Raw genomic sequence first — 26,460 nt, 5'->3', positions numbered from 1 at the left:
CGTCCACCAATCGCCTGATTTTTTCCATCCGGCAATCTTGCCAGATTTCTTGCCTACCATAAACACCTTTTTCTATCGTGAAAAAGCAACGTTACGACATCCAACCCTTAAAATTTTACCCACTCACTTCCACGATGAGCCAAAAAAAGAAGGAACCTTTAAAAGATTGCATCCAATTTAAATTCATTTCAATCTTTGTCTTCGCCCCATTCTAAAAAAAGACTCAAAAAATCGTTGCCCCTTTGATCCTGGGGGGAATAAAAACCTTTTTCCTGGTTTAACCTGGAGTGCGAAATGTCAATTTCGAGCATGATAAATCCATTTTGGATATGACAATACCATTGTTTTATTTGGAGGAATCATTCATTTTAAATTAAAAAATTCAATGTGAAATCCAAAAAATTAAATATCCCATGCAGCACTGGTTTGAGGATAGGGGATCGAAAGCTAAATGTGGGGTGGGTTGAGAAAATTCTATTTCGTTATTTGAGGGTTAAAATTTAAAAAAGGTTCCCTTGGTTAAAAAAGAAAAGGACCCATCCATCAGCTTGAATATTAGAAAAACCCTATCTTTTATACATGAAAACGTTGGGGGATTTATACGATTAAAAGAAGTGGCTCAAGGGGTTCAGCTTCATCCGGACTATCTTTCCCGGAAATTTAAAAGGGAGATTGAGATTTCATTCCATGAATATGTTCTTCACTATCGAATTTTTATTTCCCTGGTTCTTTTAATCCGAACCACGAAAAAAATAAAAGAAATTTATCAAGAAATCGGTTTTAGCCAACCCGAGATCTTTTCAAGAAATTTTAAAAGGATTGTTGGGTGTTCACCCAGAGCCTTTCGAATGCGAGACCCTTCTTTTCAAAGGGAATTCTTGAAAAGTGGTTTCCCAGAAATTCAAAAGGTTTTTTCCAAAACCGCACAAGGTTTTCACCAAGCATCGTTAGAAGGTGAAAATGATTTCCCGCAAGATTGGTTTTAAAACCCTCGAAGAAACAACTTCCTTTTCTTACCTTTTATTCGAGAGGAATATCTGATTCAGAGAATGGGAGTTTTATTTTTTTTGCATCATTTTTGTTTGAAATTTTCTTAAGAATTAAGGATCGTTGAACCCTTTAATTTACTTTTCTCCGGGGGTTCTTATTAGAATTTGACAGCAGACTTTTAAACGGGGTAAGATCCTGTACTTTTCTCTTCGGAAAAAGCCTTTTATGGGAGAATCTTTGCGAGAGTGGCGGAATTGGCAGACGCACTAGACTTAGGATCTAGCCCCGATTTTCGGGTTGGGGGTTCAAGTCCCCCCTCTCGCACCAACCTCATTCCTTTTTATTCCCTTATTCTGATTTTTTTGCCTTGTATTTAGATGTTTTTTCACCGTAACAAGGCGTTCTCTTTTTTTACCTGGTTTCTCCCATTTGGGTTTTTTCAGGAACAGGGTTGAAAGGTCTGCAACAAATTTTACCAATGAAGAGGTGGAACCAAGGGTTTTGGTTCTTTCTTTAAAAGGTAAATTGATTGACAAGATGGGGTGCACTCTATAAAATGACTTTTATAATCTTTTGTTTTTTTAAATTAAAATGAGGGACCACTTCATGAAGGTTGCAGTAGAGGATATTTCTTCCGTTAAAAAATCCCTGCGAATTGAAGTCCCCCAAGAGGTCGTTAAAAAAGAATTTGAAAGTGCCTATTCTGATTTAAAAAAACGGACAAAGCTTCCCGGGTTCCGCCAAGGGAAAGTTCCTATTGATTTATTAGAGAAGCGTTTCTCTCATGAAGTGGAACACGATGTGGTTAAACGCCTCGTCCCTGATTATTACCAGCGGGCATTAAAAGAGAAGGGGATTATACCCGTGGTCCTTCCTACCATCGAAAAGGTTGATGTGAAACCGGATGCCCCTCTCTCGTTTACGGCCACTGTTGAGACCAAACCGGATATTAAGCTCTCTCAATATGAAGGCCTTCCCTTAACCCGAAAAAAGATCGATATTCAAGATCAAGCGGTGGAGGACGGTCTGAAGGCCCTTCAGGATTCTCATGGCCAACTGGTATCCTGTGACCCATCCCATGAAGTTCAAACCGACGAATTTGTTTTAATTGATTTTGAAGGTCAGGTGGATGGCAAACCCTTTGAGGGGGGACAGGACAAAGGTTTATTGGTTCAAGTGGGCTCTCATAAACTCATTTCGGGTTTTGAGGAGAAGCTAGTTGGTCGGAGAAAGGGTGATGAACTCCAATTCACCATTCCTTTTCCCCCCGATTATCATCGCCAGGAGCTTTCGGGGAAAGAAGCCGAGTTTCATGTGGTGGTTCGGGAGATCAAGGTAAAAAATCTCCCCGATTTGGATGATGAGTTTGCCAAGGATGTGGGTGAATATGCCACATTGGAGGAACTGAAAAAAGCCCTAAGAAAGGGAATTGAGGAAAGAGCTAAGCAGGATATGGAGTCTGATCTTCGTAATCAAGCCATCCAACAATTAATTGAAAAACACCCCATGGAGAGTCCACCTTCCTTAATTGAGCATGAGCTATCCTCCATGCTTTATCGGCTGCAACAGCAGTTTAAGCAACAGGGTCAACCATTTGACCCATCCGACCCCCAATGGGCCCCTGTCCGTGAAAAATATTTGACTTTGGCACGGGAACGAATACAAGGAAGATTGATTTTACAAGAAATTGCTCATCTAGAAAAAATGGAAATTAGCAACCAGGAAATCGAGGGCGAGTTAACCAAGATGGCCCAAGAAACCAAACACGAAATTGGGGACATTCGCCGGTATATTCGTTCAAATGAAAATGCAAAGGAAGATTTGAGAACCCGGCTTCTGGAGGATAAGGCCCTTTCTTTTGTTCTTTCAAAAGCATCTTATTCTGAGAATCCACGATAGAATTGCAAAGGCGGTTTTTTATGAAAACCTCCAAAATATATTTTGCATTTAACCATCAACCCAAAAATAAAAACGGAGTATCAGTATGCTAATACCTATGGTCATTGAACAGACCAATCGAGGGGAAAGAGCCTATGACATATATTCTCGACTTCTCAAAGATAGAATCATATTTATTGGGACCCCTATCGATGATAATTTTGCCAATGTAATTATTGCACAATTGCTCTTTCTGGAGTCAGAGGATCCCGAAAAAGATATTAACCTATATATTAATAGTCCTGGGGGACTGGTCACCTCCGGGTTGGCCATTTATGATACGATGCAGTATATCAAACCGGCGGCCTCTACGATTTGTATTGGACAAGCCTCCAGTATGGGTGCACTCCTCCTTGCCGCGGGGGCGAAGGGAAAACGGTTTGCACTGCCCAATTCAAGGATCATGATTCATCAGCCCATGGGGGGATTTCAGGGACAAGCAACGGATGTTGATATTCATGCCCGTGAAATTCTGAAAATGAGGGAGCGATTAAATGAGATATTGGCCAAACATACCGGGCAGCCCTTAAATCAAATCCAACAGGATACAGAGCGGGATTATTTCCTGTCTGGGGCTCAAGCCAAGGAATATGGAATTGTAGATGAGATCATTAGTCGATCCCAGAGAGAGAAAACAAAGGAAAAGTAAGGTCTAGTCTTTCAATAAGGAGGGAAGGATGCCCAAGCAGGAAAAGGGTGATGTGTTATTGAGATGTTCATTTTGCGGAAAAAATCGCGATGAAGTCCGAAAACTCATTGCGGGTCCTACCGTTTACATTTGTGATGAATGCATTGATCTGTGTAATGACATAATCGCAGAGGAGTGGGAAGAGGAGAAGGCCGAAGTCTCTTCTAAGCTACCCAAACCCGCAGAGATTAAAAAAATCCTCGACCATTATGTCATTGGCCAGGATCGGGCAAAAAAGGTCCTCTCCGTGGCAGTCCATAATCATTATAAACGGATTTCGTCAAAAGCAGAGGCGGATGATATTGAACTACACAAAGGCAATATCTTGTTGATAGGCCCTTCTGGTACGGGAAAAACCCTTCTTGCCCAAACCCTTGCAAAAATTTTGGATGTCCCCTTTACCATAGCAGATGCCACCACCTTAACGGAGGCCGGTTATGTAGGAGAGGATGTTGAAAATATAATCTTAAAGTTGTTGCAATCCGCGGAATATGATGTGGATAAAGCGGAGCAGGGGATTGTTTATATTGATGAAGTGGATAAAATTAGCCGCAAAAATGAAAATCCTTCCATTACACGGGATGTCTCCGGCGAGGGAGTTCAACAAGCCCTTCTTAAACTGATTGAAGGAACCGTGGCCAGTGTTCCTCCTCAAGGGGGCCGAAAACATCCCCAACAAGAGTTTATTCAGGTAGATACCAGTCACATTCTTTTTATATGTGGTGGGGCTTTTATGGGGATAGAAAAGATAATCGAGCAGAGGGTGAATAAAAAAGTGATGGGTTTTGGGGCGGAAATCAAGGGAAAAGAGGACCCTAAGGTTGGAGATCTTCTTTCTTTTGTTCAACCAGAGGATCTTTTGAAATTTGGCCTGATTCCTGAATTCATTGGACGTCTACCCGTGGTGGCCACTTTGGAAAACTTAGATGAGGCGGCTTTAATTCGGATCCTTTCTGAACCCAAAAATGCATTGATCCGTCAATATGAAAAACTGTTCTCCTTTGAAAAAGTAAAACTCAGATTTACAGAAAGCTCTTTGGTGGCCATTGCGCGAAAAGCCCATGCCCAAAAAACAGGAGCCAGGGGCCTTCGGGCCATCCTGGAAGAGGTGATGTTGGATTTAATGTATGAAATTCCTTCTCAGAACAACGTCAAAGAGTGTGTGATTACCGAAGACTTTATCAACAACCTAGGAAGTCCTATTCTTTTATACGAGAACGAGAAAGGGATTAAATCCGCCTAAGGGGAGTAGCATTTAAGATGGGAGTGCCACCTGGGTATTAATGCGCTCCGAGATGTGTCGGTGTTGTGAGCACCCTACCGTTTGAATAGCCTGTTTTTTTGTCCATCCTTTTTCTTTTTTCAAAAAGCGGTCTTTTAAAAGGAGAATTCTTTTTAGGGAAGCTTCTAACCGGTGTTGGGGAATTTTTCCGGAATCCACTGCCCGGAAAACCGATTCCATTCCCTCGATTTGGCGTTTTGATTCGTGACAAATCAGTAATAGATCGACCCCCGCTAAAATGGCCTTGACCGATGCCTTTCCCATTTCCCAGTGATGGGAAATGGCCCCCATTTCCATATCATCTGAGACCACTACTCCCTCAAACCCCAAGGACTGCCGAAGCAGGGTATGTGTAATTTTTTTGGATAAGGTAGCAGGATATTTTGCATCAAGGGAGGGATAAAGGACGTGGGCGGTCATAACGGAACTCAACCCATTGGAGATGGCGTGAACAAAAGGTTTTAGGTCCACTTCCTGCAGACGTTCAATAGAATGGTTAACCGTGGGTAATTTCTCATGAGAATCCATGGAAGTGTCTCCATGTCCTGGAAAATGCTTTCCGCAAGCAATCATTCCATGATCTTGTAACCCCACAACGACCGCAAGACCAAGAGAACTGACACGGGTGGGACTATCTCCAAAAGAACGATCTCCAATCACGGGATTTAGGGGGTTCGTGTTGACATCCAGAACGGGGGCCATGTTCATGTTGATTCCTACGGCTTTTAACTCCTTGGCCATGACCTCTGCCATGGAATAGGTTAAGGAATAGGATTTCCGGCGGCCCAGCGCGAGGCTGTTGGGAAACTGTGTAAAGGGAGGAGGGAGGCGGCATACTCTCCCGCCTTCATGGTCCACCGCAATGAAGGGGGGATGACCTTTGGAAAGAGACTGAATTTCTTTGCAAAGGTCAAACAGTTGGGAAGGGTCTTGCACATTTCTTCGAAAAAGGATTACCCCCCCAATTTTATAATCTTTAATTAATTTTTTGGTTTCCTGGGGAAGATGCGTCCCGTCAAAACCGATCATAAACATTTGTCCTATTTTTTCTTGAGCATTCATTTTTTCCCCTCGGAAGCTTGAGTGAGGTAATCCACCAGCAAACGAACACCGACTCCGGTGGACCCTTTTGGACAATAGGGTTTTCCAGATTCAACCCAAGCAGTACCTGCAATATCCAGGTGTACCCATGGGGTATTCCCAACAAAATGTTGAAGAAAAAGCCCCGCCGTAATGGTTCCCGCGCCCTTTCCTCCAATATTCTTTAAATCCGCCATATCGCTTTTAATTTGTTCATCATATTCCTCCCAGAGGGGCAGTTCCCATACCCGCTCCCCTGTTTGTTCTCCTGCCTTTTTTAATTTCTCCAATAATTGGGGATGCCGACTCATTGCCCCGATGGCGTGTTCGCCTAAGGCGACCACACAGGCCCCTGTGAGGGTCGCAAGATCAATCATTGCCTGAGGCTTCAAATGGGACCCATAGGTTAACGCATCGGCCAAACACAGACGCCCTTCTGCATCGGTATTGAGGACTTCGATGGTTTTTCCTGAATAACTTTTTAGGATGTCACCCGGTTTTATGGCATGGCCGGAAGGCATATTTTCTGCTGCGGGAAGGATTCCCATGACATGAACTGGGAGCTTGAGTTGAGCAATGGCCCTCAGGGTTCCTAGTACCGCTGCTCCCCCGGACATGTCACCCTTCATCTGCTCCATTCCGGCACTGGGTTTCAATGAAATACCTCCCGTATCAAATGTGACGGATTTTCCCACTATAACGATAGGGGCTCTCTTTTGCTTTTCTTGATTATACTCCAATGTAATGAAGCGAGGTGGTTCCAAACTCCCTTTTGAAACCCCCAGAATCGCCCCCATTCCCATTTTTTCCATTTGTTTTTGGTTAAACACCTGGCAACGCAATCCATAGGTTTTCGCCATTAACCCCGCTTCATCGGCCAGGCGGGATGGGGTTACGACATTGGAGGGGTGATTTCCCAGATCCCGAGCAAAGTTGGTGGCTTCTGCAATGATTTTCCCCCGTTGAATCCCCGAACGAACCTTACTGGGCTGAAGGTCTTCTAAAATAGTTACCTGTTTCATTTTTTTTAAGCCGAATTTTTTTTCGGTATGATAGACGTTAAATTGGTATAAGCTAAGTATAATTCCTTCTGTCATGGCTTGGGCAATGGCCATCACATCATTTTCTCCCGTTGAGGCACCCAGGATTTTTGTGGAAAAATTTTGAACCCCCTGTTCTCGAAGAAACACAGAAACTTTTCCCATGACCTGACGCGTGAGTTCCAGATTCCATTTTGATTTCTTGCCCAGCCCGACCCAAAGGATTTTTCGAGGGCCCATTTTCCCCCTGTTATGAAAAAGGATTTTTTGAAAAACTTTTCCGGTAAATTCTCCATTTTGAAAAGCCCTCTTCAATAACCCTCCCATCAGTGAATCCACCTTCTTAGTTTCTCCCGCAAAGGGTTTGTCATCTTCAAAGTGCTCCAACAGTATGACATCGGTTTTTTCTTTCAACAGTGATCCTTCTTTAACTTTTATTTGCATCTTTTTGGCCTCTTTTTTTGATGGATGTGAGTGGATCGGTTTTTATCACTGGAAAAACATTTCTTAAAAAATTTAAAAAAGGGATTTGCGCCCAAAAGTTAAAATTCCTGTATTTCTTCTACCGCCCTTGTTAACACAAAAATTTTAGTGTTATTGCTTTCAGGGTCTGCAGGAAAAAGAAAAAAACCAAATCGGGCGGGGTCTGGATCAGGTTGGTTTTTCCCCAGGATCCAAGGAAGATTATCGGTTACAAATCCACACGCAATTTCCCGGTCTTTAAATTTAATCATTACCTTTTTCCCTTTGGATGAGGTCAATCCAAACCTTCTTTTTTCCCTGTAGGTTTTGTTCCCCTCGTGACTTTTGACATAATAAATGGCTTTCAATTCCTTTAATGGAATTTTTAAAATTTCGGTTGGATTCTTTTCCTCCCTGGAAAAAGAGGCCTCTGCGTTGGGCAATTGAAAGGGTTGAATATATCCCTTTAGGATTTTATTATCCTGGTAATGGACCACCACCTTTTCAAGTTTTTCACTTTTCATAAAATCTAGACTCCTCTTTTATCTGGATGCCATATGTATTTGTGAAGTTGTACTTGAAGCCGGACAGGGGAAGGTCTCTCTAGTATCCACTGGGCCAAATCTTGGGGGTCTAATTTTCCAAAAACAGGTGAAAAAAGGACGGTACATTTTGCAGACAACGAATGGTTGAAAATGACTGAAGAGGCCCAATGAAAATCCCTTCGATCGGCGAGGACGAATTTGACTTCATCGCTTTTTTTTAAATGAGTAAGGTTTTCCCATCGAATGCTTTCGCTCATTCCGCTCCCGGGGCATTTCAAATCTAAAATTATCTTGGCCCTTTTATCCATGGACTCAATCGGATGAGCTCCGTTGGTTTCAACTAAAACTTCAAAACCGCTGTCCAGAAGCCGTGTGGTTAAGGGGTAGATCTCTTCTTGCAGCAAGGGTTCTCCCCCTGTAATTTCAACCAAAGAACTTCCCAAGTGTTCCACCTGTTGCATTACTTGGTCAATGGTCATCTCCCGGCCTTCGTAAAAAGCATAAGCGGTATCGCACCATGAACAACGAAGATCACAACCCGTTGTTCGAACAAAAATACACGGGCGTCCCATGTGGGTGGATTCCCCCTGTATGCTCCTATAAATTTCATTGATTTTCATTCAGGAAACACCAATGTTCAAAAACCTTTAAAAGATAGGATTTTATCTGAAACCTTGAAATTATGTCAACGCGTGATCAAAAAATGGAAAAAATAGGGGTCTTGGGTAAACGCAGATAATGGTGAGGCCGAATGTTAATCCGGTAAAAAATATGTGTTTCCCCGCCCAATTTTTTAAAATGGTAAAATGAAAAATACAGGCTTTGGGGATAAAAAGGAAAGGTGGTTCATTTGGATATAGTCCCTTTTCAGTTGACAATTTCCCGGTGTCTTTTATAAGATGCCTCCGTGCCGAAGTGGTGGAACTGGTAGACACGCACGTTTGAGGGGCGTGTGGGGAAACCCATGGGGGTTCAAATCCCCCCTTCGGCACCAACATAAATTCCTTTTCTTCTTTGTTAGATTTTTGCAGGCCTTTTACACTTTTACTTCAAAGGGTTTTTGAAGGGGGCGCCCCCCCTTCGGTACCAACTTTTTTCATTAAGCCTTCCTATTCGATTCCTATTTCTTTTGACAATTTTTGTTACTCTCAAGCATTTTTTAGTCAAATTTTTTTTAACCTTCCTACCTTTATTTTTGTAACTAATTGAATTTTATGAAAATTTTATTAACCTAACCTTGAAGCGGGAAGGTAAGGTTTTTGCAAGATTAACTAACCGAAAGGTTTTTCCTATGAAAAAAGAAAAATTTTTAAATCTGGGTTTATGGGTTTCAATGGGGCTTTTTTGTGCCGGAATTATTATCGGATAGCCCCGTTTTCCATTTTTCTAGCCAAGCGTTGTCCAATCCGCTCCCTAACCCATCCCGTTTCTATTTGCCGTCCTTTTGATTTTTAAAAGCCACCTTAAAGAAAGGATTGTGGATCAACATCCACAAAAAATTCCACCCCTTGAGCAGGGGGTTTGAGTTGGGCTTCATTCAGTATTTTTTTCAAAAATTGTTGTAAATCTCCTGCCCTCTTTGCCTTGATTAATAGCTGGAATCGATATTTTCCTCGAATTTTGCCAATGGGAGCGGGGACCGGGCCCAAAATTTCAATTCCATGTTTTGGGAGCACTGGATAAGCGTTTTGAATGTTGATGGCAATTTGTTTAACGGTGACGGACCCATTGTAGGCCCCCTCCTCTCGATTTCCTTGAAAAACCAGTAAAGCAAGACGGCAATAGGGGGGAAATAGGGCCACCTTCCTGTTTCCAAGTTCCTGTTGGTAAAAGGGTTCGATCTGGTGATTTGCGGCAAAGAGAAGGGTGGTTTCCTTAGGATTAAAGGTTTGAATAATGACTTCTCCAGGCTGGGACCCACGCCCGCAACGGCCGGCCACTTGGGTGACCACCTGAAACAAACGTTCGGAGGCTCTAAAATCAGGAAGAGTGAGTCCTACATCCGCTAATACGATTCCCACCAGTGTGATCCCAGGAAGGTCATGGCCTTTGGCGATCATCTGTGTCCCAATAAGAATGTCGCACCGCCTATCAGCCATTTGTTTCAAAATGTCACCATGGGCATTTTTTCTCCGGGTCGTGTCCCGGTCCATTCGGACCGTTTTGGCTTTGGGAAAATTGAGACGAACCTCTTCTTCTAACTTTTCCGTTCCTCCGCGAACTCCTCCCCAACGAATTCCATGACACTCGGGACAACCCTCCGGTGGCTGGGTTTCGAAATCACAATAATGGCAGAGCACCGTTCCTTTTTTATATAGAGTTAATCCCACACTGCAGTTGGGACAGCGGAGGGTATGGCCGCAATCTCTGCAAAGAAGGCCGGGCCGAAAACCTCTCCGGTTGAGAAAAAGAAGAATTTGTTCCCCAGCTTCCAAGCGGTCATTGATTGCTTTTAAGAGAGGGGGAGACAGAAGTGCATCGTCTTGGGAGTGATCCCGGAGGTCAATGATTTGAAATTTCGGGAGGGGGCGATGATCAACTCTATGAGTTAAATAAAGATGTCCATATTTCCCCAGTTGACTATTTTGGTAGGTTTCCAATGAAGGGGTGGCCGAACCCAAGATGACCACGGACCCGGTTTTTTTTGCCCGCATCAAGGCAACATCGCGAGCATGATAGCGAAGGCCTTCACCCTGTTTATAGGAAGCGTCTTGCTCTTCATCAATAACGATTAAACCTAGTGGAGAAAAGGGGGCAAAGACCGCCGAACGAACCCCAAGGGCCACCCGAAACTCCCCTGTTTGGATTCCACTCCAGGCGTGGCGACGCTCCCGGGGTGAGAGGCCACTGTGAAAAATAGCCACCGGTTCCCCTAACCTGGACCGCAACCGTTCAATCAATTGGGTGGTCAGTGCAATCTCTGGAACCAAAAAAAGAGCTTTTTTGCCTTGCTGAAGGGTGGCCTGGATGGCATGGATGTAAACCTCGGTTTTTCCGCTTCCGGTAATTCCTTCTAAAAGAAAGGGGTTGAAGCCTCCTTTAAGAATGGCTTTCTTAATTTCATCAATTGCCTTTTGCTGCTCTTGAGAGGGAACCGGGATATCTTGGACTGGTTTTGTTGGGGAAGGGTTTTCTCCCAAATCGGGATTTAGGGAAGCGCTCTTCTTTTGGGTCAGCAGTGGGGAGACTGTTTTTGCGGGAAATAGTGATCCCGTGGGTTTTACGGGTTTGACAAGGCCTTTTCGAACCAAAGCGTTTAAAGTAGATCTGGAAAATCCTGAGGACAACATATCATCCACAGAGAAAGGATTTTGGAGTTCAAGGAGAAAATGAAGAAGTTCGGTCTGACGATCCGTCTTTTTTCTAGGGGGGAAGAGGGAGTTAATTTGGTTTTCGTGATTCAAAATTAATTCAAACCACCGATCTTGTACAGTCCCAGCCTGAGCCAAGGAAGGGAGGGCTGTTTTTAAAACCTGGCCTAAAGGGGCACAATAATAGGAGGAGACCCATAAAAAAAGCGCTAAAAGCTCTTCATTAAAAAAAGGGACGTCACCAAGAATGGATTGAATCTCTTTGAGGTCCTTGATAGGGGAATCTTTGGGAAAACCCACCACAAAACCCGTTACCTCCTTGCGCCCAAAGGGCACCCGAACGCCCACCCCTTTTTTTATTTGTCCCGTTAATTGTGGCGGAACGGTATAATGAAACGGCCTTGAGATACGGAGGGGGATAGCCACCTCGACAAGAGTTACAGGGGGGGGGTGGGTCATTTTTTTCTGAACGTAAAATTTTGAAATTTATACAACATTGGGATTTGAATTTACCTTTTACCAATCATAAAAAGCTTATGTTACAATACCTTTTTTAATCTTGGAAATCTATCCATAAATTCCTAATCATTTGGAAGGTGACCGAGTAAATGGGGCTCTCTGGCGGTAGAAAACCCATACAAAGCAACCCGCTTCAATATTCAAAAAATATAAAAAAACCTTATCCATTTTTAAGTTCAATAGAAAATAAAATGAAACCATCCAACCTCCCCAGTCCTTCCGAAAATAAATTTCGTTTTTTGGGTTTTTCCTTTTCTGCGCACGGTTTTTATGTTTGGAGTTTGGTTTTATTAGCCCTTATTTTTTTCTGGCGTGTGTTATTAAACCCTCGTCAGATGCTGTTTGGAATCGACACGGTTTTGAATTTCAGCTTTGATAAATTTTTCGCCTCTGAATTTTTGAAAAAGACGGGGGAACTTCCTCTTTGGGATCCATTCTCCTTTGGGGGAAGGCCTTTTTTGGGGCACGGGCAGGATACCCTTTTCTACCCTTTTCAGTTTTTGTTTTATCTTTTTCCGACAGATTTTGTTTTTGGGTTTTCGTTTCTTTTCACTTCTTTAGTGGCAGGAATTGGGCTTTATTTTTTAATGGGGGCTTGGGGCCTCTCTCCCTTCTCCTCTTTTGTCTCTGCCTTAACGTTAATGTTTAGCCTCCGGTTTGTAGCCAGTGTTTTCTCGGGACACCTTCCCCATTTGACCCAAGCCGCCTGGGCTCCATTTGCCTTTCTATTCCTTGAATTAACCATTCAACGGAAAAGTGTTGGGTATTCGTTTCTAACCGGGCTGGTCCTGGGGTTTTCGTTTCTTGCGGGCCATGTTCAAATGATTTTTTATCTTTCCTTTTTTCTGGTCCTTTACCTTTTTTTCAGGGTATTTCAGATTCTATACCAGGGATTAAGAATCCAGGCCATTCAAGTGGTATCCCTTTTTTTTCTATCGGGGTTAACCGCCCTTGCCCTGTCAGCGGTTCAACTTTTTCCCATGATAGAGGGGATTCCTTATTGGTTACGCTCAGAGGGTTTGCATTTTAAACGCTCCGGAATTCACATGGTCCCCGAGCATCTGATCCGCCTGCTGTTTCCATACAATTTGGGGACTCCCCTCGATTATCAAGGAGACCTCAACATGCTCCTTGAGACGACTCTTTATGTGGGGGTATTACCACTCATTTTATCCATTTTCTCCATTTGCGTTTATAGAAGAAATCCCAATGTGCTGTTTTGGGCTGGTGTTTCCATTTTTTCCCTCCTTTTTGCCATGGGCCGGTACACCCCCCTTTATCCTTTGTTTCATAATTATTTTCCGGGGTTCGGTCTTTTTAAAACTCCCCCGAGAATGTTTTGGTTTTTTGCCCTTGCCCTTTCGATATTGGCGGGGTACGGGGCCCAGTCTCTTTTAGAACCAAAGGATGAAAAAGTAAGGGGCATTCAAAAAAAGTTTTTATTTGCCCTTGCTATGATCAGCGGGTTGGGGTTTTTCTTGTTTGTTTATTTAAAAATCAATATTCCCAGTATGTTTTTATTTTATCTTTTGGTTCTGGTTTCTATTTTGTTGTTACTAAAAAAAATAAAACCCAAGATGTTTCCCCTCTGGTTCCAAACCATGGGAAAACCCGTTTTGGTTGCGGTCATTTTATTTGACCTGTGGTTCCATGGAATGCCATTAATTAAAACCGTGGACCCTGCGCGATATTTTAAAAAGACCCACTCAGTCACCTTTCTTGAACAAATGGAAGGAAAATTTCGGGTTCTCGATCAAGCCGGGGACCTTTTCAAGCATATTGGAGGAAGGTCACACATTGAGAATTTGGGGGGGTATTCATCAGCCATCTTAAATCATTATGCGAGGTTCTACGGCCTCATTTGGGAAGCGCCTGACTTCAAACCTTCTATTGCAGATATGCCGCTTTATCCTCTAGAAGCCATTAAAAATAGACACCTTTTAGACCTCTTAAATGCGCGATTTATTATCACTGGCAATGAGATTAGCCTTTCTGGTTTCCTGTTGGTTCATCATTCTGTCTATCCCCCTAAAGAGAGGTCGAAGGAAAAGGAGGTTTTCATCTATGAAAATCTAAAAGCCTTTCCCCGTGCTTTTATGGTCCCCAATGCCATAGTGGTGTCCGGGGAGGATCAAATATTGAATGCCCTGAGGCAGTTGAACCCGAAGGAAACAGTCATTTTGGAGATTCCATTTGAGGAGTTAAGGCATTCCGGAAAGTTCCAAGAGGTTACCATTACCTCCCACCAACCGAACCGCATTCATCTTAAAGTTCAATTGGATCACCCGGGATTTTTGGTCTTATCAGAGATCTTTTTCCCCGGGTGGAAGGCTTTTGATAATGGGGTAGAGAAAAAAGTGTTAAAGGCTAATTATGCTTTAAGAAGCATTTTCCTTGAGAAGGGGGAACACCGGATTGAATTTATCTATGACCCTTTCAGCTTTAGAATTGGGGGATCTATATCTACCCTCACCCTATTGTTATTAGTAGGCTATGGGATATTCACCTGGAAGAGAAGAAAAGATTTGAAAAAACAGAAAATTCTTTTTGGTTGAGGCATCAAGATGAAAAATCCTTTTATATTTACAATAGTTCGCAGTTTGGTTTAGAATGGATTTTTTATTTAATTTCTTTGAGGTCACAAGAGAAAAATGGCACATCCCATCAAAAATTTTCATCAAACCCTTGGGATAATTGTTTTGGGGGTTTTCTTCTTCACCATGGGGTGTAATCCAAAGGAAGAAAAACAAAAAGGGGTAGCCGAGGCACCGTCCCCTCCTTCCCAAACTCCATCCCTGCCATCTGATCATCCTCCTTTAACCCAGGGAATGGAGCCGATGGTTCCTCCCCTTCAAGGGAATAGTCCCACCGTGGTTCCAAAAGAGGTCCAAGGAAAATGGAAAGCGGTCCGACTGATGGTGGATGATAAGGTTAAAAATAAGAGTAAAGAATTCGTTGTTAATTTAAATAAGCGATTGGTAGTTCCCGATTCAAAACTCACCGTTCAGGTAGGGGATTTTTTGCCGGATTTAAAAATACAGGAATCCACCTTTACCTCTGCATCAAACGATTTGAGTAACCCCGCTGTACATGTCAACATCTTTGAAGATGGAAAACCTATTTTTGATGGATGGCTTTTTTCTATGTTTCCTACGATTCACCCTTTTCAGCATGACCAATACCGGATTTTATTAAAAGGGGCCATTCCGACCGAAACCGACACGCGCCCATAGCTCAGCTGGATAGAGCGGCAGACTACGAATCTGTAGGCCGGGGGTTCAAATCCCTCTGGGCGCACCAGCGCTAAAATAAAATCAATTGAACCCCCTTCTGGGTTAGCAGTCGAGGATGTCGACCCCATAGGGGGTAGGACAAAGAAAAAAGAGTGAGGCATAAAACAAGAAATGGATTATCTGCCATTGGTTTGAATCGGTATTTTGTGGAGTACTTAGATATTCTGATCGATTTTAGCAGTAGCAGGAGAGGCTTCCTTTAACACTTGCGGTTTTCCAAAGAGATATCCCTGTACCATATAAACGCCCATGGCCCTAATCACTGCAAGTTCCTCCTTTGTTTCAATCCCCTCCGCAATAATTCCATCCGTTGAGGTTTTCCTCAAAGCGTGGATTAAGTCCTTCAAGACCGCTTTGAACTTAACGGATGATACGGCTTGCAACACTGTGGCGCGGTCCAGTTTAATGTAATCCGGTACCAACCGGGCGATAAAAGGCAGGGAAATAAAGCCGGCACCAAAATCATCCATGGCGAATTTATACCCCTCGTTTCTCCATTTTTGGGCTACTTTCAGATGATCCTCCACGTCATCCAATGCCTCACTTTCCGAAATCTCCAAAACCACTTCCATCTCGGTGGGCTTGGGCGGAACGTCAAGGACCTTTAATACATTAAAGTCCACATTGAGAAACAGTCTCTCCAGTCCAGCTTCTTGGGCGGCCTTCATCTGCAAACGAAAGCAAAGGCATTTTAACTCATGGAGTTGACCAATGGCATGATACCTTCTGAAAAGGGTCAAGATGCTGTACTTCCCTTGAGGGTCTCGGCTTAAAGCTTCATAGCCCATGACCTTGTCTAAGCGTACTTCGACTACGGGTTGAAACACCACTTGAATGGTTTGATCATCTAGCCTATATTCTTCTTCCCCGATGTGAATCTTGTCTCCTCCTTTTTTTGCGATGTATAATGCTCGGTCAGCGAGACGAACCAACTCCTCGGGATCGTTTCCATGTTCCGGGTACAGGGCTGCTCCAATGCTCATGCCCACTTCCGAATGGTCTTTTTCCCGGAGTTGGGAAACACGCTTTTGAATGCGCTCCGCAACCACGAGCAATCCATCGCGGCTACCATCCGGCAAGACCACTATGAATTCATCTCCCCCCAATCGAAAGGCTAAATCCGCTCCGCGAATGGAATTTGAAATAATGTTGGCGATGGCGGTTAACACCTCGTCCCCTCTATGATGACCATGGGTTTCGTTTATCGACTTAAAACGGTCCAGATCACAGATCATAACCGCCATCATTTTTCCATTGCGTTTTGCCCGGGAAATTTCCTCGGCGATGCGGGTGTTGTAAAACCGACGATTATACAGTCCGGTAAGAGGATCACGGATGGCCTGTTCCTCTAAGGCTTTTTCAACTTGCTTCCGTTCCGAGATTTCTGCCATCAATTTTTCGGTTGTTTTAAAGATTTCCGCGGTACGTTCCGCCACACGAGCCTCTAATTTCCCTTTAGCCTGCTCCCATGCTTCAAGGGCCTGCTTTCGCTCTGTGATATTTGATATGAGTACGGTGAATAAGGGCTTTTCTTGAAGCACCATTGAGCTGACCTTCAGATCCATGGGGAATAAGGTTTTATCTTTGCGCTTTCCGAGAATTTCATCACCGTTTTTGATTGAATTTCGAAGATCAGAAGACAGAAAGTGCCCCAGTTCACCTTCGCCCCTTTTTGACTTGTCCAGGGGTAGGATCAGATGACCGATATCTTTTCCAAGCGCTTCTTTTTGATGGTAGCCAAACAGTTTTTCAGAGGCCTGATTAAAACTCTCGATCATTCCTGTGGAGTCGAAGGTGATGATCCCCTCAGCAGCGGTATTCAAGATGGTTTCCAACCGTTGTTGGCGGGAACGTACTTGATCCCGCATATGGGAAAAGGATTCCAACAGCTTCCCAATTTCATCACGGGATTGTACGTGTATCGGGGTATCCATCTCCCCTTCGGCAATTCGGCCCGTGATCTCAACAGCCATACCCAAAGGGCCTGTAAAGGCCGAAACCAGCTTGGCGGTCAGCAGGGTCAAAGCCATTATGAAAAGACTTGAAAAAACGACAGCAACCATCACCATGGAATTCCACTGTGCGGTATTTTTTTGGTAGATATTCTTAACGTTGCCTTGTTGTATAGGAAGCAGTTGTGAAATGGGTTTTAGCAACCCCTGATGGATTACATAAGGCCACTCATCCTCCAATAGAAAAAAAGCCCCTTCCTGCTCATACAGGGAATAAATCCCATCCAATCGGTCAAATAGGCTCTCCGCTTTAAAAAGATTTTCATCAATAGCGGCAATGAGGGTTTTTTCATTTTCTCCAATTTGAAGTTTCCGGTTGGTGTTTTTATTTTTAAATAAATCCCAAGCCTGTTTAATTTCTTTTCTCGCTTCCTTCAGCTGATTTCTATTTCCCACTGCAGGCAATTGATTGATCACATGCTCCGCCAGTCTAAACCTAATTTCCTTAATTTGCCGGTCCATCTCAAGCAAGGCAAAGGTGGGAACGACATGAGCTTCATAAACCGTCTCTAAGGAATAGGATGCCCGCAACATGTTGAATAAATTCAGGCCTAGAAGGAATAACATGGCAAAAACCATTAACATGGCCCCAATATATAAACGTTTTTTAATACTCAAGTCTTTCATTTGGATAAGAAGTGTCCAGAACTATTCCACAGGAAGGTTTTTCTTCTTCCACTGGGGAATTCCGCCTCGAAGCCAATAGACGTTGGTGTATCCAGCCTCTACGGCGGCTTTGCTTGCTTTATAGCTTTTCCAGCATTTTCCGGCATTGCAGTAAAAAATAATGGGTGTTGTTTTATGAGGTAGCTTAGAAAGATCAAACCGGTCTAAATTTGGATCATAGTTGGTTCGTTTTTTGCTTTTTTCTTTATAGGGAATGGAAACTGCACCCTTGATATGTTCTTCCACATATTCATGAGATACCCACACATCAAAGATTGATACTCCTTTTTGCATCAAATTCCATGCCTCCTCTGCGGTGACAAGGGTAACCTTCTCAAGAAGCGGGGGGGTATCCTGAGGGGGTTCACCATAAAGGCTTGAAGCGAAAAACATACTCAAAATAATTGAATTAACGAGTCTTCCCAAAACCTTGGCATATATCATTTTATATCCAATTTAATACAAAAATAATCTAATGGTTAATTTATAATTTTTAAGTATACCTCTCAAATTTAAGCCGTCAACAAGGGTTCTAATATAGGCTATAGTGGTCTTAAAGGCTTAAAAAGGAATCTTTTCAAAGAGTAGTGTTTTTATTGATTCCTTTTTATTTGGGTATACCTTGAGGAAAAAGGTCGTAGTTAACCCATGGAATCGGTTTTAAGAATCTCTTGGGAGAGGGGAATAAAAATGGCGTATTAGGCCAATATTTAATAAGTAATTTTATGTACAAAAATTTAAATTTTTTAAAAAAAACCCAATATCTTGTATCTGATTTTTATCATGCAACAAGTCAGTGTGGAAAAAAAGGTGGATAACTCCGTTTCATGTAGGTTCGATTGGGAAATTAAAAGTGAGAATTTAATAACATATTGTTTTTAATGATAAATAAACGCCTAAAATTTAGGCAATCTGGTCTTTCCCCTCGATCAAATGTCAGTTTTATTCAATTTTTTTGAAGTTTTCAACAGTCTTTTCCACAAATTTTGTGGACAATAAGAAGGGAGAGGATTTAAATAGACCCTTTTTTTTAAAAAATTTAAAAAGAATCTTAAATCTTGATCCACAACATTTGGAATTTTTATTTTTTTAGGATTTCAATATTCATTCCTTGTAAAAAATTATTTAGTTTTTTTACCTTCTTAACGGTGTTCATTTTAAATTTGACTTTTTTCCAAAATCGTATTGAAATGAAAAAATGCTTAAGAAAACACCAAGGACATTTAAGCGGATCAGCTACATTGCCCTGGCATCCCTTAAAACACCCACACAAAGTACACCGATAGAAGCCTACATTATTAATTTCAGCTATGGCGGGGTGGCTATTTATACAAAGGAAGATTTTGAGGGACAGGTAGAAATTACATTGTATTTAGAGGGTAATGGAGGTAAAACAGTTGCGGAGACTTTATGGGGCAATGTGGCCTGGAAAAGGAACGTGGGTTCTATGACAGCCTGGGGTATTGAGTTTGGAAACCTGAACCCTCAAGACCACAGTGTTACCATGGCTCTGATGGAAGAGTTGTTAAAGTGAGAGAGGTTTTTCTTCCCTTTCCAGAAATTTCCGCTCGAACGTCTTATTAGAAAGCCAATTCATTTTTCTTTCCTATAGGAGGTTAAAGAATTCCGTAACCGACTTCGTCCTCTGGATAGACCAGACATTACTGAACCGATTGGACAATCCAACATCAGCGCAATTTCTCTACACCCATACCCATTAAGGTCTTTAAGAATGATCAAAGTGCGAAAACGGCCGGGCAAAGTTTGGATTGCTGTCTGGATATCATGCCTCAAGATCATTGCCTCTGGGGTTTGAGGTGTTGTGCTCCAATGTAAGGTGGAATGGAATAGGGCTTCCCGGATTTTTTTGCGGTATTGGCTAATATAAATATTTTTCATCAGGGTAAAAAGCCATGCTTTTAATTGTGTTTCCGGTTCAAACCTATCAAAAAATACGAACGCCCTCAAAAGGGTATCCTGAACTAAATCTTTGGATTCAGTCCAATTGCCTGCTAAAGTTTGGGCAAAGGCTTTTAAATCATTTTGATAAATAATGACCTGAGCTTCAAATTTCACCCTACGGTTTTCATCTTTCACAAAAAGCTCCTGTGTTTCATTTGTCTAAGATATGGTTAATAAACAGTTTATAGGTGGATTCTATTCCATTGAAATACACCAGGTTGGATAAATTAAGGGGTTGTTTAGTTTTAACTAAATAATTCAATACGTTATAAAATATTGAGGTACTGTCCCATTAAGAAGGATCCTTGGATAAAATTGTTGAAATTCTTAGATGATGGGTGGATAACACGATGATTGGGGAGAAAATATTACTGAAAGGTCCCTGATTGACAAAGATTTGGGGGTAGGTGTAACTTTAACATTATCTATGGAGAGGTTAATACCTATTTGGGAAAAGTACTGTGAGGCCCCCTGGCCGGGTGGAACAGGGCCTCATGAGGGCGAGCTGATGACCTTAGATTCGGTGATTACAGGGTGCGTTCGAGATTTTTTAGCCGACACAAAATTGCATTCCCATCGTATTGAAATCCTAAAAAATTGCGTGAGTGAATTAGATACCCTTCTTCCGGAATTGGAAGGGGAGGGAAGGGATTATTTCAACCGATTGCAGGAATTGGGCGAGATGCTTTTAAAAGGGAATTGAGTATCATCGTTTGACGAACATTTTACAGCTATTATGCTGAGGAGGGTGGAATGAAAAAAGAGGAAAAACCGTCTGAGCCAGAGCATTGGGATATGAAAAAGAAGGCGAAAGAGCTGCTTCAAACAGGAAAAAGGAAACTGGATGATCTCGATTCCGTTTGGGGGAAAACCAAAAAAGAACTACAGGCGGCTATGAAAGTGATTGAAAAAGGGACTGAGAAAGCCGCAGAGAAAACCATTTCTCTGGGTAAACAGGCGGGGTTTCAGTCCCAGGTATATTTGAACCAGATGAAACTACAGAAATCTTTTGCTGAATTGGGGGGAAGGGTCTATTTTTTGATGCGGCGTCATTCTAAATCTTTGGACCTAGAGGATAAAAAGGCATTAGGAATGATTAAAAAAATAACCGAAATGGATAAAAATATTCAAGAGCTCAAAGAAAATGTCAAATCCTCACGAAAATAGGAAAAAAGGTTTTTTAGACTTTTTGAAAAGCGTTATTTAAGTCGTGAATTAAATCGTGAATGTCTTCTATTCCTACCGAAACTCTGATGAGGGAATCGGAAATCCCTAGTTTTCTTTTTTCTTCCCTGGGAAGAGCGGAATGGGTCATTTTTCCCGGGTGTTCGATGAGAGATTCAACCCCTCCCAAACTTTCACCCAAAGAAAAAATTTTTAAATTTTCGAGAAATTTTTTAGCTTTTTGAAAGTTTCCTTTTAGCTCAAAGGAAAGCATTCCCCCGAAACCCGACATTTGCTTTTGGGCCAAAGCATACTGGGGGTGAATGGGTAATCCTGGATAATGGACCGTTTTTACTTTTGAATGGGTTTGCAGGAAACCTGCAATTTGAAGTGCGTTATCTTCGTGTTTTTTCATGCGGACCGCTAAGGTCTTTATTCCCCTGAGGACCAAAAAACTGTCAAAAGGGGAGAGGATGCCTCCCGTTGCGGTTTGAATATATTTTAATTGGGCATGGAGGGTTGGATGGGAGCTCATAATGGCGCCTCCCACTGAATCGCTGTGTCCATTCAGGTATTTGGTTGTGCTATGGACCACTATATCAGCTCCCATCTTCAAGGGTTGCTGAAAATAAGGAGACATGAAGGTGTTGTCGACTACGAGCCTGAGGTTGTTCCTTTTGGCGGTTTTGGAAATGGATTGAATGTCACAGAGTTTTAGTAAAGGGTTGGTGGGGGTTTCTATCCAGATTAATTTAGTATTCTTTTTAATTGCCTTTGCCAGGGCTTCCATTTTTCTAAGATCAATATAGCTGAAAGAAATGTTGAAGTGGGTTGCCAGGAGTTTATTAAATAACCGTTTGGTTCCCCCATAAAGGTCATCAAAGGCAATAACATGGTCCCCAGATTTTAATAAGGAGAGTGCCACAATGGTTTCAGCCGCCATTCCTGATGCACAGGCTAAACCGAATTTCGCATTCTCGAGACTGGCTAATTTTTTTTCAAGAGCCTCCCGTGTAGGATTCCGTGCCCTGGAATATTCATAACCCCCCGTGGGCTTTTCAACCTCTTTTCGTGCGTAGGTCGATGAAAGATGAATGGGGGCAACCACATCGCCGAACCCCCCCGGTTTAAGATTCGGTTCTTCCCCGATATGAATGGCTTTTGTTTCAAATCGCATGGTTTGAATCCTTTTTTCTAGTTCAATGGTTTTGAGGAGGATGGGGAACTTGATTGAGAGGGGCTTCCACTCAATGGTGTTTAAGCGTACCGTCCTTTGGAGGAGATGTCAATCGAGGAAAATATTTGAATGGTCCTTTTTTTAAAGGAAAACCGGTACAGGGTAGAGGGTTTTTCTCATAGAAAAAGGCCTTGGGTTGACATTTTGTTTGGCTTCATTGTAACGTTAAAACCTTTAAAAGCGCCCCCCAGCCAGGAGAAGGAACCATCATTATTTTTTTACCTTGAGGTGTTGTCTAATGGATTTTAAAGAGACCCGTAAAGAAGTTCAAAGATCTTTTTTAAGTGCACGTTCCTATACGGATGGTTTTTTTTCTTTAATCTGCCCGGACTCTTTTTATGAACGACCCGTTCCAGAACGTCATCGTTTTATTTTTTATTTGGGACATTTGGAAGCCTTTGATTGGAATATGGTCTGTTATGAAGATCTTGGTTTAAAATCCTCACAGCCGGAATTAGATGAACTCTTTGCCTTTGGGATTGATCCTCCTCCGGGTCAGCTTCCTCAAGATCGGTCATCGGAATGGCCATCTGTTCCTGAGGTCCGCCAATACAATAAAGAGGTTCGCCGGATTATTGATGAGAATATTAAAGATATCTCAGAGGTGAAACTACAGGTAGCCCTTGAGCACCGGTTGATGCATTTTGAAACCTTAACCTATATTCTCCATCATTTGTCCAATGACCAAAAAACCCTGTCCTATTTACCTAAAAAGTTGGAGGGGTTTTCCGCCAATCATTCTATGATCCACATCCCTGGTGGGTTTGCCACCTTAGGAAAAAACCCAGGAAATGGCTTCGGGTGGGATAATGAATTTGGTGAGCACCAAGTCATGGTTCCCCCCTTTGCAATAGAAAAGTATAAAGTGACCAATGGCCAGTTCTTGGAGTTTGTCAAGGAAGGAGTAAACCCTCCTCTTTTTTGGGTTGATCGCAAAGGAAAGTGGTTTTGCCGTACCGTGTTTGGGGAGGTTCCCCTTCCCTTAGACTGGCCGGTTTATGTTACCCATCAGGAAGCAACCGCCTATGCACAATGGGTAAGAAAATATTTACCGACTGAGGCACAATATCATCGGGCGGCTTATGGAACCCCTGATGGGCGGGAGCGGCCTTATCCGTGGGGAACTAAACCTCCTTCCGATATGGGAATTGGAGAAATTGACTTTCGGCGTTGGGACCCCGTTCCCGTTTCGGCCACCCCGGAGCTGGATAGTGCTTTTAATGTTTCCCAGCTTCTGGGAAATGGTTGGGAATGGACTTCCACTCCATTTCGACCCTTTGAAGGGTTTAAACCCTTTTCTTTTTATCCCCGTTATTCATCCCGGTTTTTTGATGATGTTCATTTTGTGTTGAAAGGGGCTTCCTGGCAAACTGAATCCCGATTGATGCGGAGGTCATTCCGTAATTGGTTTCGGGAAACCTATCCTTATGTCTATGCGGGGTTCCGGTGTGTGGAGGCCTAACTGCAAAGAGCGTTGGAGGAGGGTTAGTCTGTGGTTCTTTTCTTTAGGTCTGCCCTTCAAAATGGGACAAAGAGATGATTTTGAGAACTCCCTGTTCTGACCTTTCCGTTCGACTGATGTTGTTGGGCTCCGGCGAGCTTGGGAAGGAAGTGGCCCTCGAAGCGCAGCGACTTGGGGTAGAAGTGATTGCTGTTGACCGATATCCCAACGCTCCTGCCATGCAGGTTGCTCACCGTTCTCATGTAATTAACATGCTGGATCCACAGCAACTAGAGTTGGTCATTAGGAAAGAAAACCCCACCCTGATCGTTCCAGAAATTGAAGCCATCGCAACGGATGTTCTTCTTAAAATCGAAAATTCCTATACAGTGATTCCTACCGCACGGGCAACTCGTTTAACCATGGACCGGGAAGGGATACGGCGGCTCGCTGCAGAAGAATTAAGAATTCCAACCAGCCGGTACCGGTTCATTGAGGATCCTGAAGACTTGGAGAAAGCCGGGAAGGATTTAGGTTTTCCCTGTGTGATGAAACCAGTGATGTCTTCTTCCGGAAAGGGCCAGTCTGTGATCAGAACTTCGGGGGATTTTCTGAACGCATGGAATTATGCTATGGATGCGGGATGAGGGAAGAAACAAAAGGTCATTTTAGAGGCTTTTATTTCATTTGATTATGAGATTACCCTGTTGACGGTTCGGGCCAAAAACGGAACCTTTTTTTGCCCTCCGGTGGGACATACCCAGGTCGATGGAGATTACCGTTATTCGTGGCAGCCCCACCCCATGCCGACTGTTGTGCTTGGCCGGGCACAAGAGATTGCAGCCCTGGTGACTCAGGAGTTGGGGGGGGGGTTGGCATTTTTGGTGTGGAGCTATTTATTCAGGGTCATGAGGTTTTTTTCTCGGAGGTTTCTCCAAGGCCCCACGATACGGGTTTGGTCACCCTGATTACCCAAGATCTCTCTGAGTTTGCCCTTCATGTACGGGCCATTTTAGGATTTTCGGTTCATGATCCTGTGCTGAGGACTTCCGGTGGATCGGCGGTTATCCTCGCCGACCAGGAAGCCGTGGCTCCTTCCTACGACATTTCCGATGCCCTGGCCATGACCGGGGTTCAGGTCAGAATTTTTGGGAAGCCGGACTGCAAGCCGAAAAGGAGATTGGGGGTGGTCCTGGCCCCCGGGCCCGACCCATTTGCTGCCCGTGATTTAGCAATCAAAGCGGCTTCATTGATTAAGGTTCACTATTGATTTTTTGGTTTTCTTTTTTCTTCAACCATTTTTCTCCTCTATTCAGCATGCCTTCCTTATTAAATCGATGTTGAGAACCTTGGCAAAATCAAGGGATCTATGCTATATTCCTCCCTTCGTGTTAAAAGGGGATTAAAAAATTATTGTTTTTTTTGATAAAGGATGCGGGGAGGGATAAGATTCATTTGACTGATGACCACTTTATGAGGCTTGCTTTGGAGGAGGCCCGAAAGGCTTACCAAAAAGGGGAAGTCCCTGTGGGAGCCATTGTGGTGGTGGATGGAACGGTGGTAGGCCGTGGGCATAACCTAAGGGAAACCATAAATAACCCGGTTGCCCATGCGGAAATTTTGGCCCTTCAGCAGGCTTCTCAAGTATTAAAGCGATGGCGTTTAAACGATGCCACACTGTATGTAACCTTGGAGCCCTGTTGTATGTGTGCGGGGGGAGTGGTTTTAGCGCGGGTTAGAAAAGTCATCTTTGGGTGTTGGGATCCAAAAGGGGGTGCATCAGGGTCATTGTACGATATCCTTCGCGATTCTCGGTTAAACCATCAATCTCAGGTGGAGGGGGGAGTTTTAGAGGACGATTGCCGTACTCTGATCATGCAATTTTTTGAAGAACGAAGATCGGTTATTTCTTAAAGTGTTTTATTACCCATTTTAATCCGAGTGTGCGGAGAGATGGCCGAGCTGGTTGAAGGCGCCTGACTCGAAATCAGGTGTGGGGGAAACTCCATCGGGGGTTCGAATCCCTCTCTCTCCGCCAAGACTCCCCCTTGGGGCACTCACGTTGGCTTTTGGCAAAAAGATTTTTTATTTTAAAATTCAAGACACTTATACAGCGGGAAGTTAAGGGTTGGCTTAAAGGTATGGGCTAAACGTCAATGCCACGCATTTTCCGGAGAGATGTCCGAGCTGGTTGAAGGAGCACGATTGGAAATCGTGTAGGTGGCTAATAACTACCTCGGGGGTTCGAATCCCCCTCTCTCCGCCATTTTTTCTAAAACTGAGATTCAAAAACAAAAATCTTCAATCCGTTTGGAAAAAAATTTTTATGAAAAAAAATATAGAAATGAGGGTTTCTATATGAGGAGAAACCTTCCCTCAATGGCGATCCTAATAGAAATCCAGGTTCACAGGGATTTAACTGAGGAAAAAAGGAATGCGGGAACCTCCATTGCAATGGGTTTATCCAAAAATTCTCATCCAGGTTGGCAGTTCAAATTGAGTTCCGTCGTCGAGTCTTCTATCTAAAAGGGCCAACACCAGCCAGACTCCCACCACCACCAGCAAAATTGCAATTCCCCAAAAAACATCTTTAAGCATTTCTTTCATGAACAATCTCCTAGATAGAATGAAGTGTAAGGTTTCTCCTTTTCCCGGTCAACTAGAAAATCTCTTTTTTGGAGTTTCAAAATAAGGGTCTTCGTGAAATCGAGTGGGTAAAAATTGTTAAAAAGTGTTTAAGGTCCATACAGGGCAAGGGTCAAGTCAAAGTCATTCTGTGGTTGAAGCCTTTGAAGTATTAGAGGTTCCTGCAAAATCCAGTTCGTCATTC

21 protein-coding genes, 5 tRNA genes and 1 pseudogene are annotated in these 26,460 nt (G+C 43.1%); 17 read left to right on the top strand and 10 right to left on the bottom strand.

The features are described from left to right. Nucleotides 1–515: 515 nt before the first annotated feature. The 5 genes from VGB26_10240 (at nucleotide 516) to clpX (ending at nucleotide 4,859) form a co-directional block, all read left to right on the top strand. Nucleotides 516–986, top strand: coding sequence for an AraC family transcriptional regulator (locus tag VGB26_10240; GenBank protein HEX9758160.1), 471 nt, complete (start codon nucleotides 516–518; stop codon nucleotides 984–986). Between the two features lie 243 nt (nucleotides 987–1,229). After that, nucleotides 1,230–1,317 (top strand) — tRNA-Leu (locus VGB26_10235). A 279-nt stretch (nucleotides 1,318–1,596) separates the two neighbouring features. Beyond that, nucleotides 1,597–2,889 (top strand): trigger factor, encoded by a 1,293-nt coding sequence (tig, locus tag VGB26_10230; GenBank protein ID HEX9758159.1) that lies wholly within the window; start codon nucleotides 1,597–1,599, stop codon nucleotides 2,887–2,889. A gap of 85 nt (nucleotides 2,890–2,974) precedes the next feature. Continuing rightward, entirely contained in the window at nucleotides 2,975–3,577 is a 603-nt protein-coding gene (clpP, locus tag VGB26_10225) for an ATP-dependent Clp endopeptidase proteolytic subunit ClpP (protein HEX9758158.1), read from the top strand. Between the two features lie 28 nt (nucleotides 3,578–3,605). Then, nucleotides 3,606–4,859: an ATP-dependent Clp protease ATP-binding subunit ClpX gene (gene clpX, locus VGB26_10220; protein ID HEX9758157.1), complete on the top strand. Its 1,254-nt coding sequence runs from the start codon at nucleotides 3,606–3,608 to the stop codon at nucleotides 4,857–4,859. Nucleotides 4,860–4,871: 12 nt separating this feature from the next. Here clpX and nagZ read toward each other — a convergent pair whose 3' ends face one another. The 4 genes from nagZ to VGB26_10200 form a co-directional block, all read right to left on the bottom strand. Beyond that, a complete protein-coding gene (gene nagZ, locus VGB26_10215; protein ID HEX9758156.1) occupies nucleotides 4,872–5,960 on the bottom strand; it encodes a beta-N-acetylhexosaminidase in 1,089 nt (362 codons plus the stop codon). After that, nucleotides 5,957–7,462: a leucyl aminopeptidase gene (locus VGB26_10210; GenBank protein ID HEX9758155.1), complete on the bottom strand. Its 1,506-nt coding sequence runs from the start codon at nucleotides 7,460–7,462 to the stop codon at nucleotides 5,957–5,959. The genes nagZ and VGB26_10210 overlap by 4 nt, the downstream gene beginning before the upstream one ends. Before the next feature lie 98 nt (nucleotides 7,463–7,560). Continuing rightward, complete coding sequence (locus tag VGB26_10205) at nucleotides 7,561–8,004, bottom strand: hypothetical protein (protein ID HEX9758154.1); 444 nt, start codon at nucleotides 8,002–8,004, stop codon at nucleotides 7,561–7,563. 5 nt (nucleotides 8,005–8,009) lie between these two features. Beyond that, a complete protein-coding gene (locus VGB26_10200; protein HEX9758153.1) occupies nucleotides 8,010–8,597 on the bottom strand; it encodes a radical SAM protein in 588 nt (195 codons plus the stop codon). A gap of 337 nt (nucleotides 8,598–8,934) precedes the next feature. On the opposite strand from VGB26_10200, the gene VGB26_10195 reads away from it, so the two are divergent. Further along, nucleotides 8,935–9,019: transfer RNA gene (locus VGB26_10195), tRNA-Leu, on the top strand. A gap of 469 nt (nucleotides 9,020–9,488) precedes the next feature. Here VGB26_10195 and priA read toward each other — a convergent pair. Further along, nucleotides 9,489–11,795: a primosomal protein N' gene (gene priA / locus VGB26_10190; GenBank protein HEX9758152.1), complete on the bottom strand. Its 2,307-nt coding sequence runs from the start codon at nucleotides 11,793–11,795 to the stop codon at nucleotides 9,489–9,491. A 251-nt stretch (nucleotides 11,796–12,046) separates the two neighbouring features. Between priA and VGB26_10185 the strand changes: the two genes are divergently transcribed. From VGB26_10185 to VGB26_10175, 3 genes are all read left to right on the top strand, one after another. Beyond that, a complete protein-coding gene (locus VGB26_10185) occupies nucleotides 12,047–14,410 on the top strand; it encodes a YfhO family protein (protein HEX9758151.1) in 2,364 nt (787 codons plus the stop codon). 96 nt (nucleotides 14,411–14,506) lie between these two features. After that, nucleotides 14,507–15,088 carry a hypothetical protein gene (locus VGB26_10180; GenBank protein ID HEX9758150.1) on the top strand — a complete coding sequence of 194 codons (582 nt, stop codon included), beginning with the start codon at nucleotides 14,507–14,509 and terminating at the stop codon, nucleotides 15,086–15,088. Continuing rightward, nucleotides 15,079–15,155, top strand: a tRNA-Arg gene (locus VGB26_10175). The genes VGB26_10180 and VGB26_10175 overlap by 10 nt, the downstream gene beginning before the upstream one ends. A gap of 148 nt (nucleotides 15,156–15,303) precedes the next feature. Here the strand turns inward: VGB26_10175 and VGB26_10170 are convergent. Together VGB26_10170 and VGB26_10165 are read right to left on the bottom strand one after the other, a co-directional pair. Next, a complete protein-coding gene (locus VGB26_10170) occupies nucleotides 15,304–17,787 on the bottom strand; it encodes a diguanylate cyclase (protein ID HEX9758149.1) in 2,484 nt (827 codons plus the stop codon). Nucleotides 17,788–17,808: 21 nt separating this feature from the next. Continuing rightward, on the bottom strand, nucleotides 17,809–18,270 hold the full coding sequence (locus tag VGB26_10165; GenBank protein HEX9758148.1) for a rhodanese-like domain-containing protein: 462 nt from the start codon (nucleotides 18,268–18,270) through the stop codon (nucleotides 17,809–17,811). 754 nt (nucleotides 18,271–19,024) lie between these two features. Here VGB26_10165 and VGB26_10160 point away from each other — a divergent pair. Beyond that, a complete protein-coding gene (locus VGB26_10160) occupies nucleotides 19,025–19,360 on the top strand; it encodes a PilZ domain-containing protein (protein ID HEX9758147.1) in 336 nt (111 codons plus the stop codon). Nucleotides 19,361–19,419: 59 nt separating this feature from the next. Here VGB26_10160 and VGB26_10155 read toward each other — a convergent pair whose 3' ends face one another. Further along, a complete protein-coding gene (locus VGB26_10155; GenBank protein ID HEX9758146.1) occupies nucleotides 19,420–19,923 on the bottom strand; it encodes a sigma-70 family RNA polymerase sigma factor in 504 nt (167 codons plus the stop codon). 373 nt (nucleotides 19,924–20,296) lie between these two features. On the opposite strand from VGB26_10155, the gene VGB26_10150 reads away from it, so the two are divergent. Together VGB26_10150 and VGB26_10145 are read left to right on the top strand one after the other, a co-directional pair. Beyond that, nucleotides 20,297–20,491 (top strand): hypothetical protein, encoded by a 195-nt coding sequence (locus VGB26_10150; GenBank protein ID HEX9758145.1) that lies wholly within the window; start codon nucleotides 20,297–20,299, stop codon nucleotides 20,489–20,491. Nucleotides 20,492–20,541: 50 nt separating this feature from the next. Next, nucleotides 20,542–20,955, top strand: a complete 414-nt coding sequence (locus VGB26_10145) for a hypothetical protein (protein ID HEX9758144.1) — start codon at nucleotides 20,542–20,544, stop codon at nucleotides 20,953–20,955. 13 nt (nucleotides 20,956–20,968) lie between these two features. On the opposite strand, the gene VGB26_10140 is transcribed toward VGB26_10145, so the two are convergent. Further along, nucleotides 20,969–22,129, bottom strand: coding sequence for a PLP-dependent aspartate aminotransferase family protein (locus VGB26_10140; GenBank protein HEX9758143.1), 1,161 nt, complete (start codon nucleotides 22,127–22,129; stop codon nucleotides 20,969–20,971). Between the two features lie 298 nt (nucleotides 22,130–22,427). Between VGB26_10140 and VGB26_10135 the strand changes: the two genes are divergently transcribed. The 5 genes and pseudogenes from VGB26_10135 (at nucleotide 22,428) to VGB26_10115 (ending at nucleotide 25,896) form a co-directional block, all read left to right on the top strand. After that, entirely contained in the window at nucleotides 22,428–23,651 is a 1,224-nt protein-coding gene (locus VGB26_10135; GenBank protein HEX9758142.1) for an SUMF1/EgtB/PvdO family nonheme iron enzyme, read from the top strand. Nucleotides 23,652–23,725: 74 nt separating this feature from the next. Beyond that, nucleotides 23,726–24,900: pseudogene (gene purT, locus VGB26_10130) on the top strand (formate-dependent phosphoribosylglycinamide formyltransferase). Between the two features lie 143 nt (nucleotides 24,901–25,043). Then, entirely contained in the window at nucleotides 25,044–25,544 is a 501-nt protein-coding gene (tadA, locus tag VGB26_10125; GenBank protein ID HEX9758141.1) for a tRNA adenosine(34) deaminase TadA, read from the top strand. Between the two features lie 33 nt (nucleotides 25,545–25,577). Further along, nucleotides 25,578–25,668: transfer RNA gene (locus VGB26_10120), tRNA-Ser, on the top strand. Nucleotides 25,669–25,802: 134 nt separating this feature from the next. After that, a tRNA-Ser gene (locus tag VGB26_10115) sits at nucleotides 25,803–25,896 on the top strand. 194 nt (nucleotides 25,897–26,090) lie between these two features. Here VGB26_10115 and VGB26_10110 read toward each other — a convergent pair. Next, nucleotides 26,091–26,237: a hypothetical protein gene (locus VGB26_10110; GenBank protein HEX9758140.1), complete on the bottom strand. Its 147-nt coding sequence runs from the start codon at nucleotides 26,235–26,237 to the stop codon at nucleotides 26,091–26,093. Between the last annotated feature and the right edge of the window lie 223 nt (nucleotides 26,238–26,460).

Source organism: Nitrospiria bacterium, from assembly GCA_036397255.1.
GTDB lineage: Bacteria > Nitrospirota > Nitrospiria > DASWJH01 > DASWJH01 > DASWJH01.
The sequence above is the reverse complement of the archived record's forward strand: the minus strand, read 5'-3'. Positions and strand labels throughout refer to the sequence as shown.

Coding starts and splice junctions, on each gene's coding strand:
- VGB26_10210 (HEX9758155.1), bottom strand. CDS start 7,462: ATGCAAATAAAAGTTAAAGAAGGATCACTGTTGAAAGAAAAAACCGAT.
- VGB26_10110 (HEX9758140.1), bottom strand. CDS start 26,237: ATGAAAGAAATGCTTAAAGATGTTTTTTGGGGAATTGCAATTTTGCTG.
- VGB26_10140 (HEX9758143.1), bottom strand. CDS start 22,129: ATGCGATTTGAAACAAAAGCCATTCATATCGGGGAAGAACCGAATCTT.
- clpP (HEX9758158.1), top strand. CDS start 2,975: ATGCTAATACCTATGGTCATTGAACAGACCAATCGAGGGGAAAGAGCC.
- nagZ (HEX9758156.1), bottom strand. CDS start 5,960: ATGAATGCTCAAGAAAAAATAGGACAAATGTTTATGATCGGTTTTGAC.
- priA (HEX9758152.1), bottom strand. CDS start 11,795: ATGACCCACCCCCCCCCTGTAACTCTTGTCGAGGTGGCTATCCCCCTC.
- tig (HEX9758159.1), top strand. CDS start 1,597: ATGAAGGTTGCAGTAGAGGATATTTCTTCCGTTAAAAAATCCCTGCGA.
- VGB26_10200 (HEX9758153.1), bottom strand. CDS start 8,597: ATGGGACGCCCGTGTATTTTTGTTCGAACAACGGGTTGTGATCTTCGT.
- VGB26_10135 (HEX9758142.1), top strand. CDS start 22,428: ATGGATTTTAAAGAGACCCGTAAAGAAGTTCAAAGATCTTTTTTAAGT.
- VGB26_10205 (HEX9758154.1), bottom strand. CDS start 8,004: ATGAAAAGTGAAAAACTTGAAAAGGTGGTGGTCCATTACCAGGATAAT.
- clpX (HEX9758157.1), top strand. CDS start 3,606: ATGCCCAAGCAGGAAAAGGGTGATGTGTTATTGAGATGTTCATTTTGC.
- VGB26_10170 (HEX9758149.1), bottom strand. CDS start 17,787: ATGAAAGACTTGAGTATTAAAAAACGTTTATATATTGGGGCCATGTTA.
- VGB26_10160 (HEX9758147.1), top strand. CDS start 19,025: ATGCTTAAGAAAACACCAAGGACATTTAAGCGGATCAGCTACATTGCC.
- VGB26_10165 (HEX9758148.1), bottom strand. CDS start 18,270: ATGATATATGCCAAGGTTTTGGGAAGACTCGTTAATTCAATTATTTTG.
- VGB26_10145 (HEX9758144.1), top strand. CDS start 20,542: ATGAAAAAAGAGGAAAAACCGTCTGAGCCAGAGCATTGGGATATGAAA.
- VGB26_10185 (HEX9758151.1), top strand. CDS start 12,047: ATGAAACCATCCAACCTCCCCAGTCCTTCCGAAAATAAATTTCGTTTT.
- VGB26_10150 (HEX9758145.1), top strand. CDS start 20,297: ATGACCTTAGATTCGGTGATTACAGGGTGCGTTCGAGATTTTTTAGCC.
- VGB26_10180 (HEX9758150.1), top strand. CDS start 14,507: ATGGCACATCCCATCAAAAATTTTCATCAAACCCTTGGGATAATTGTT.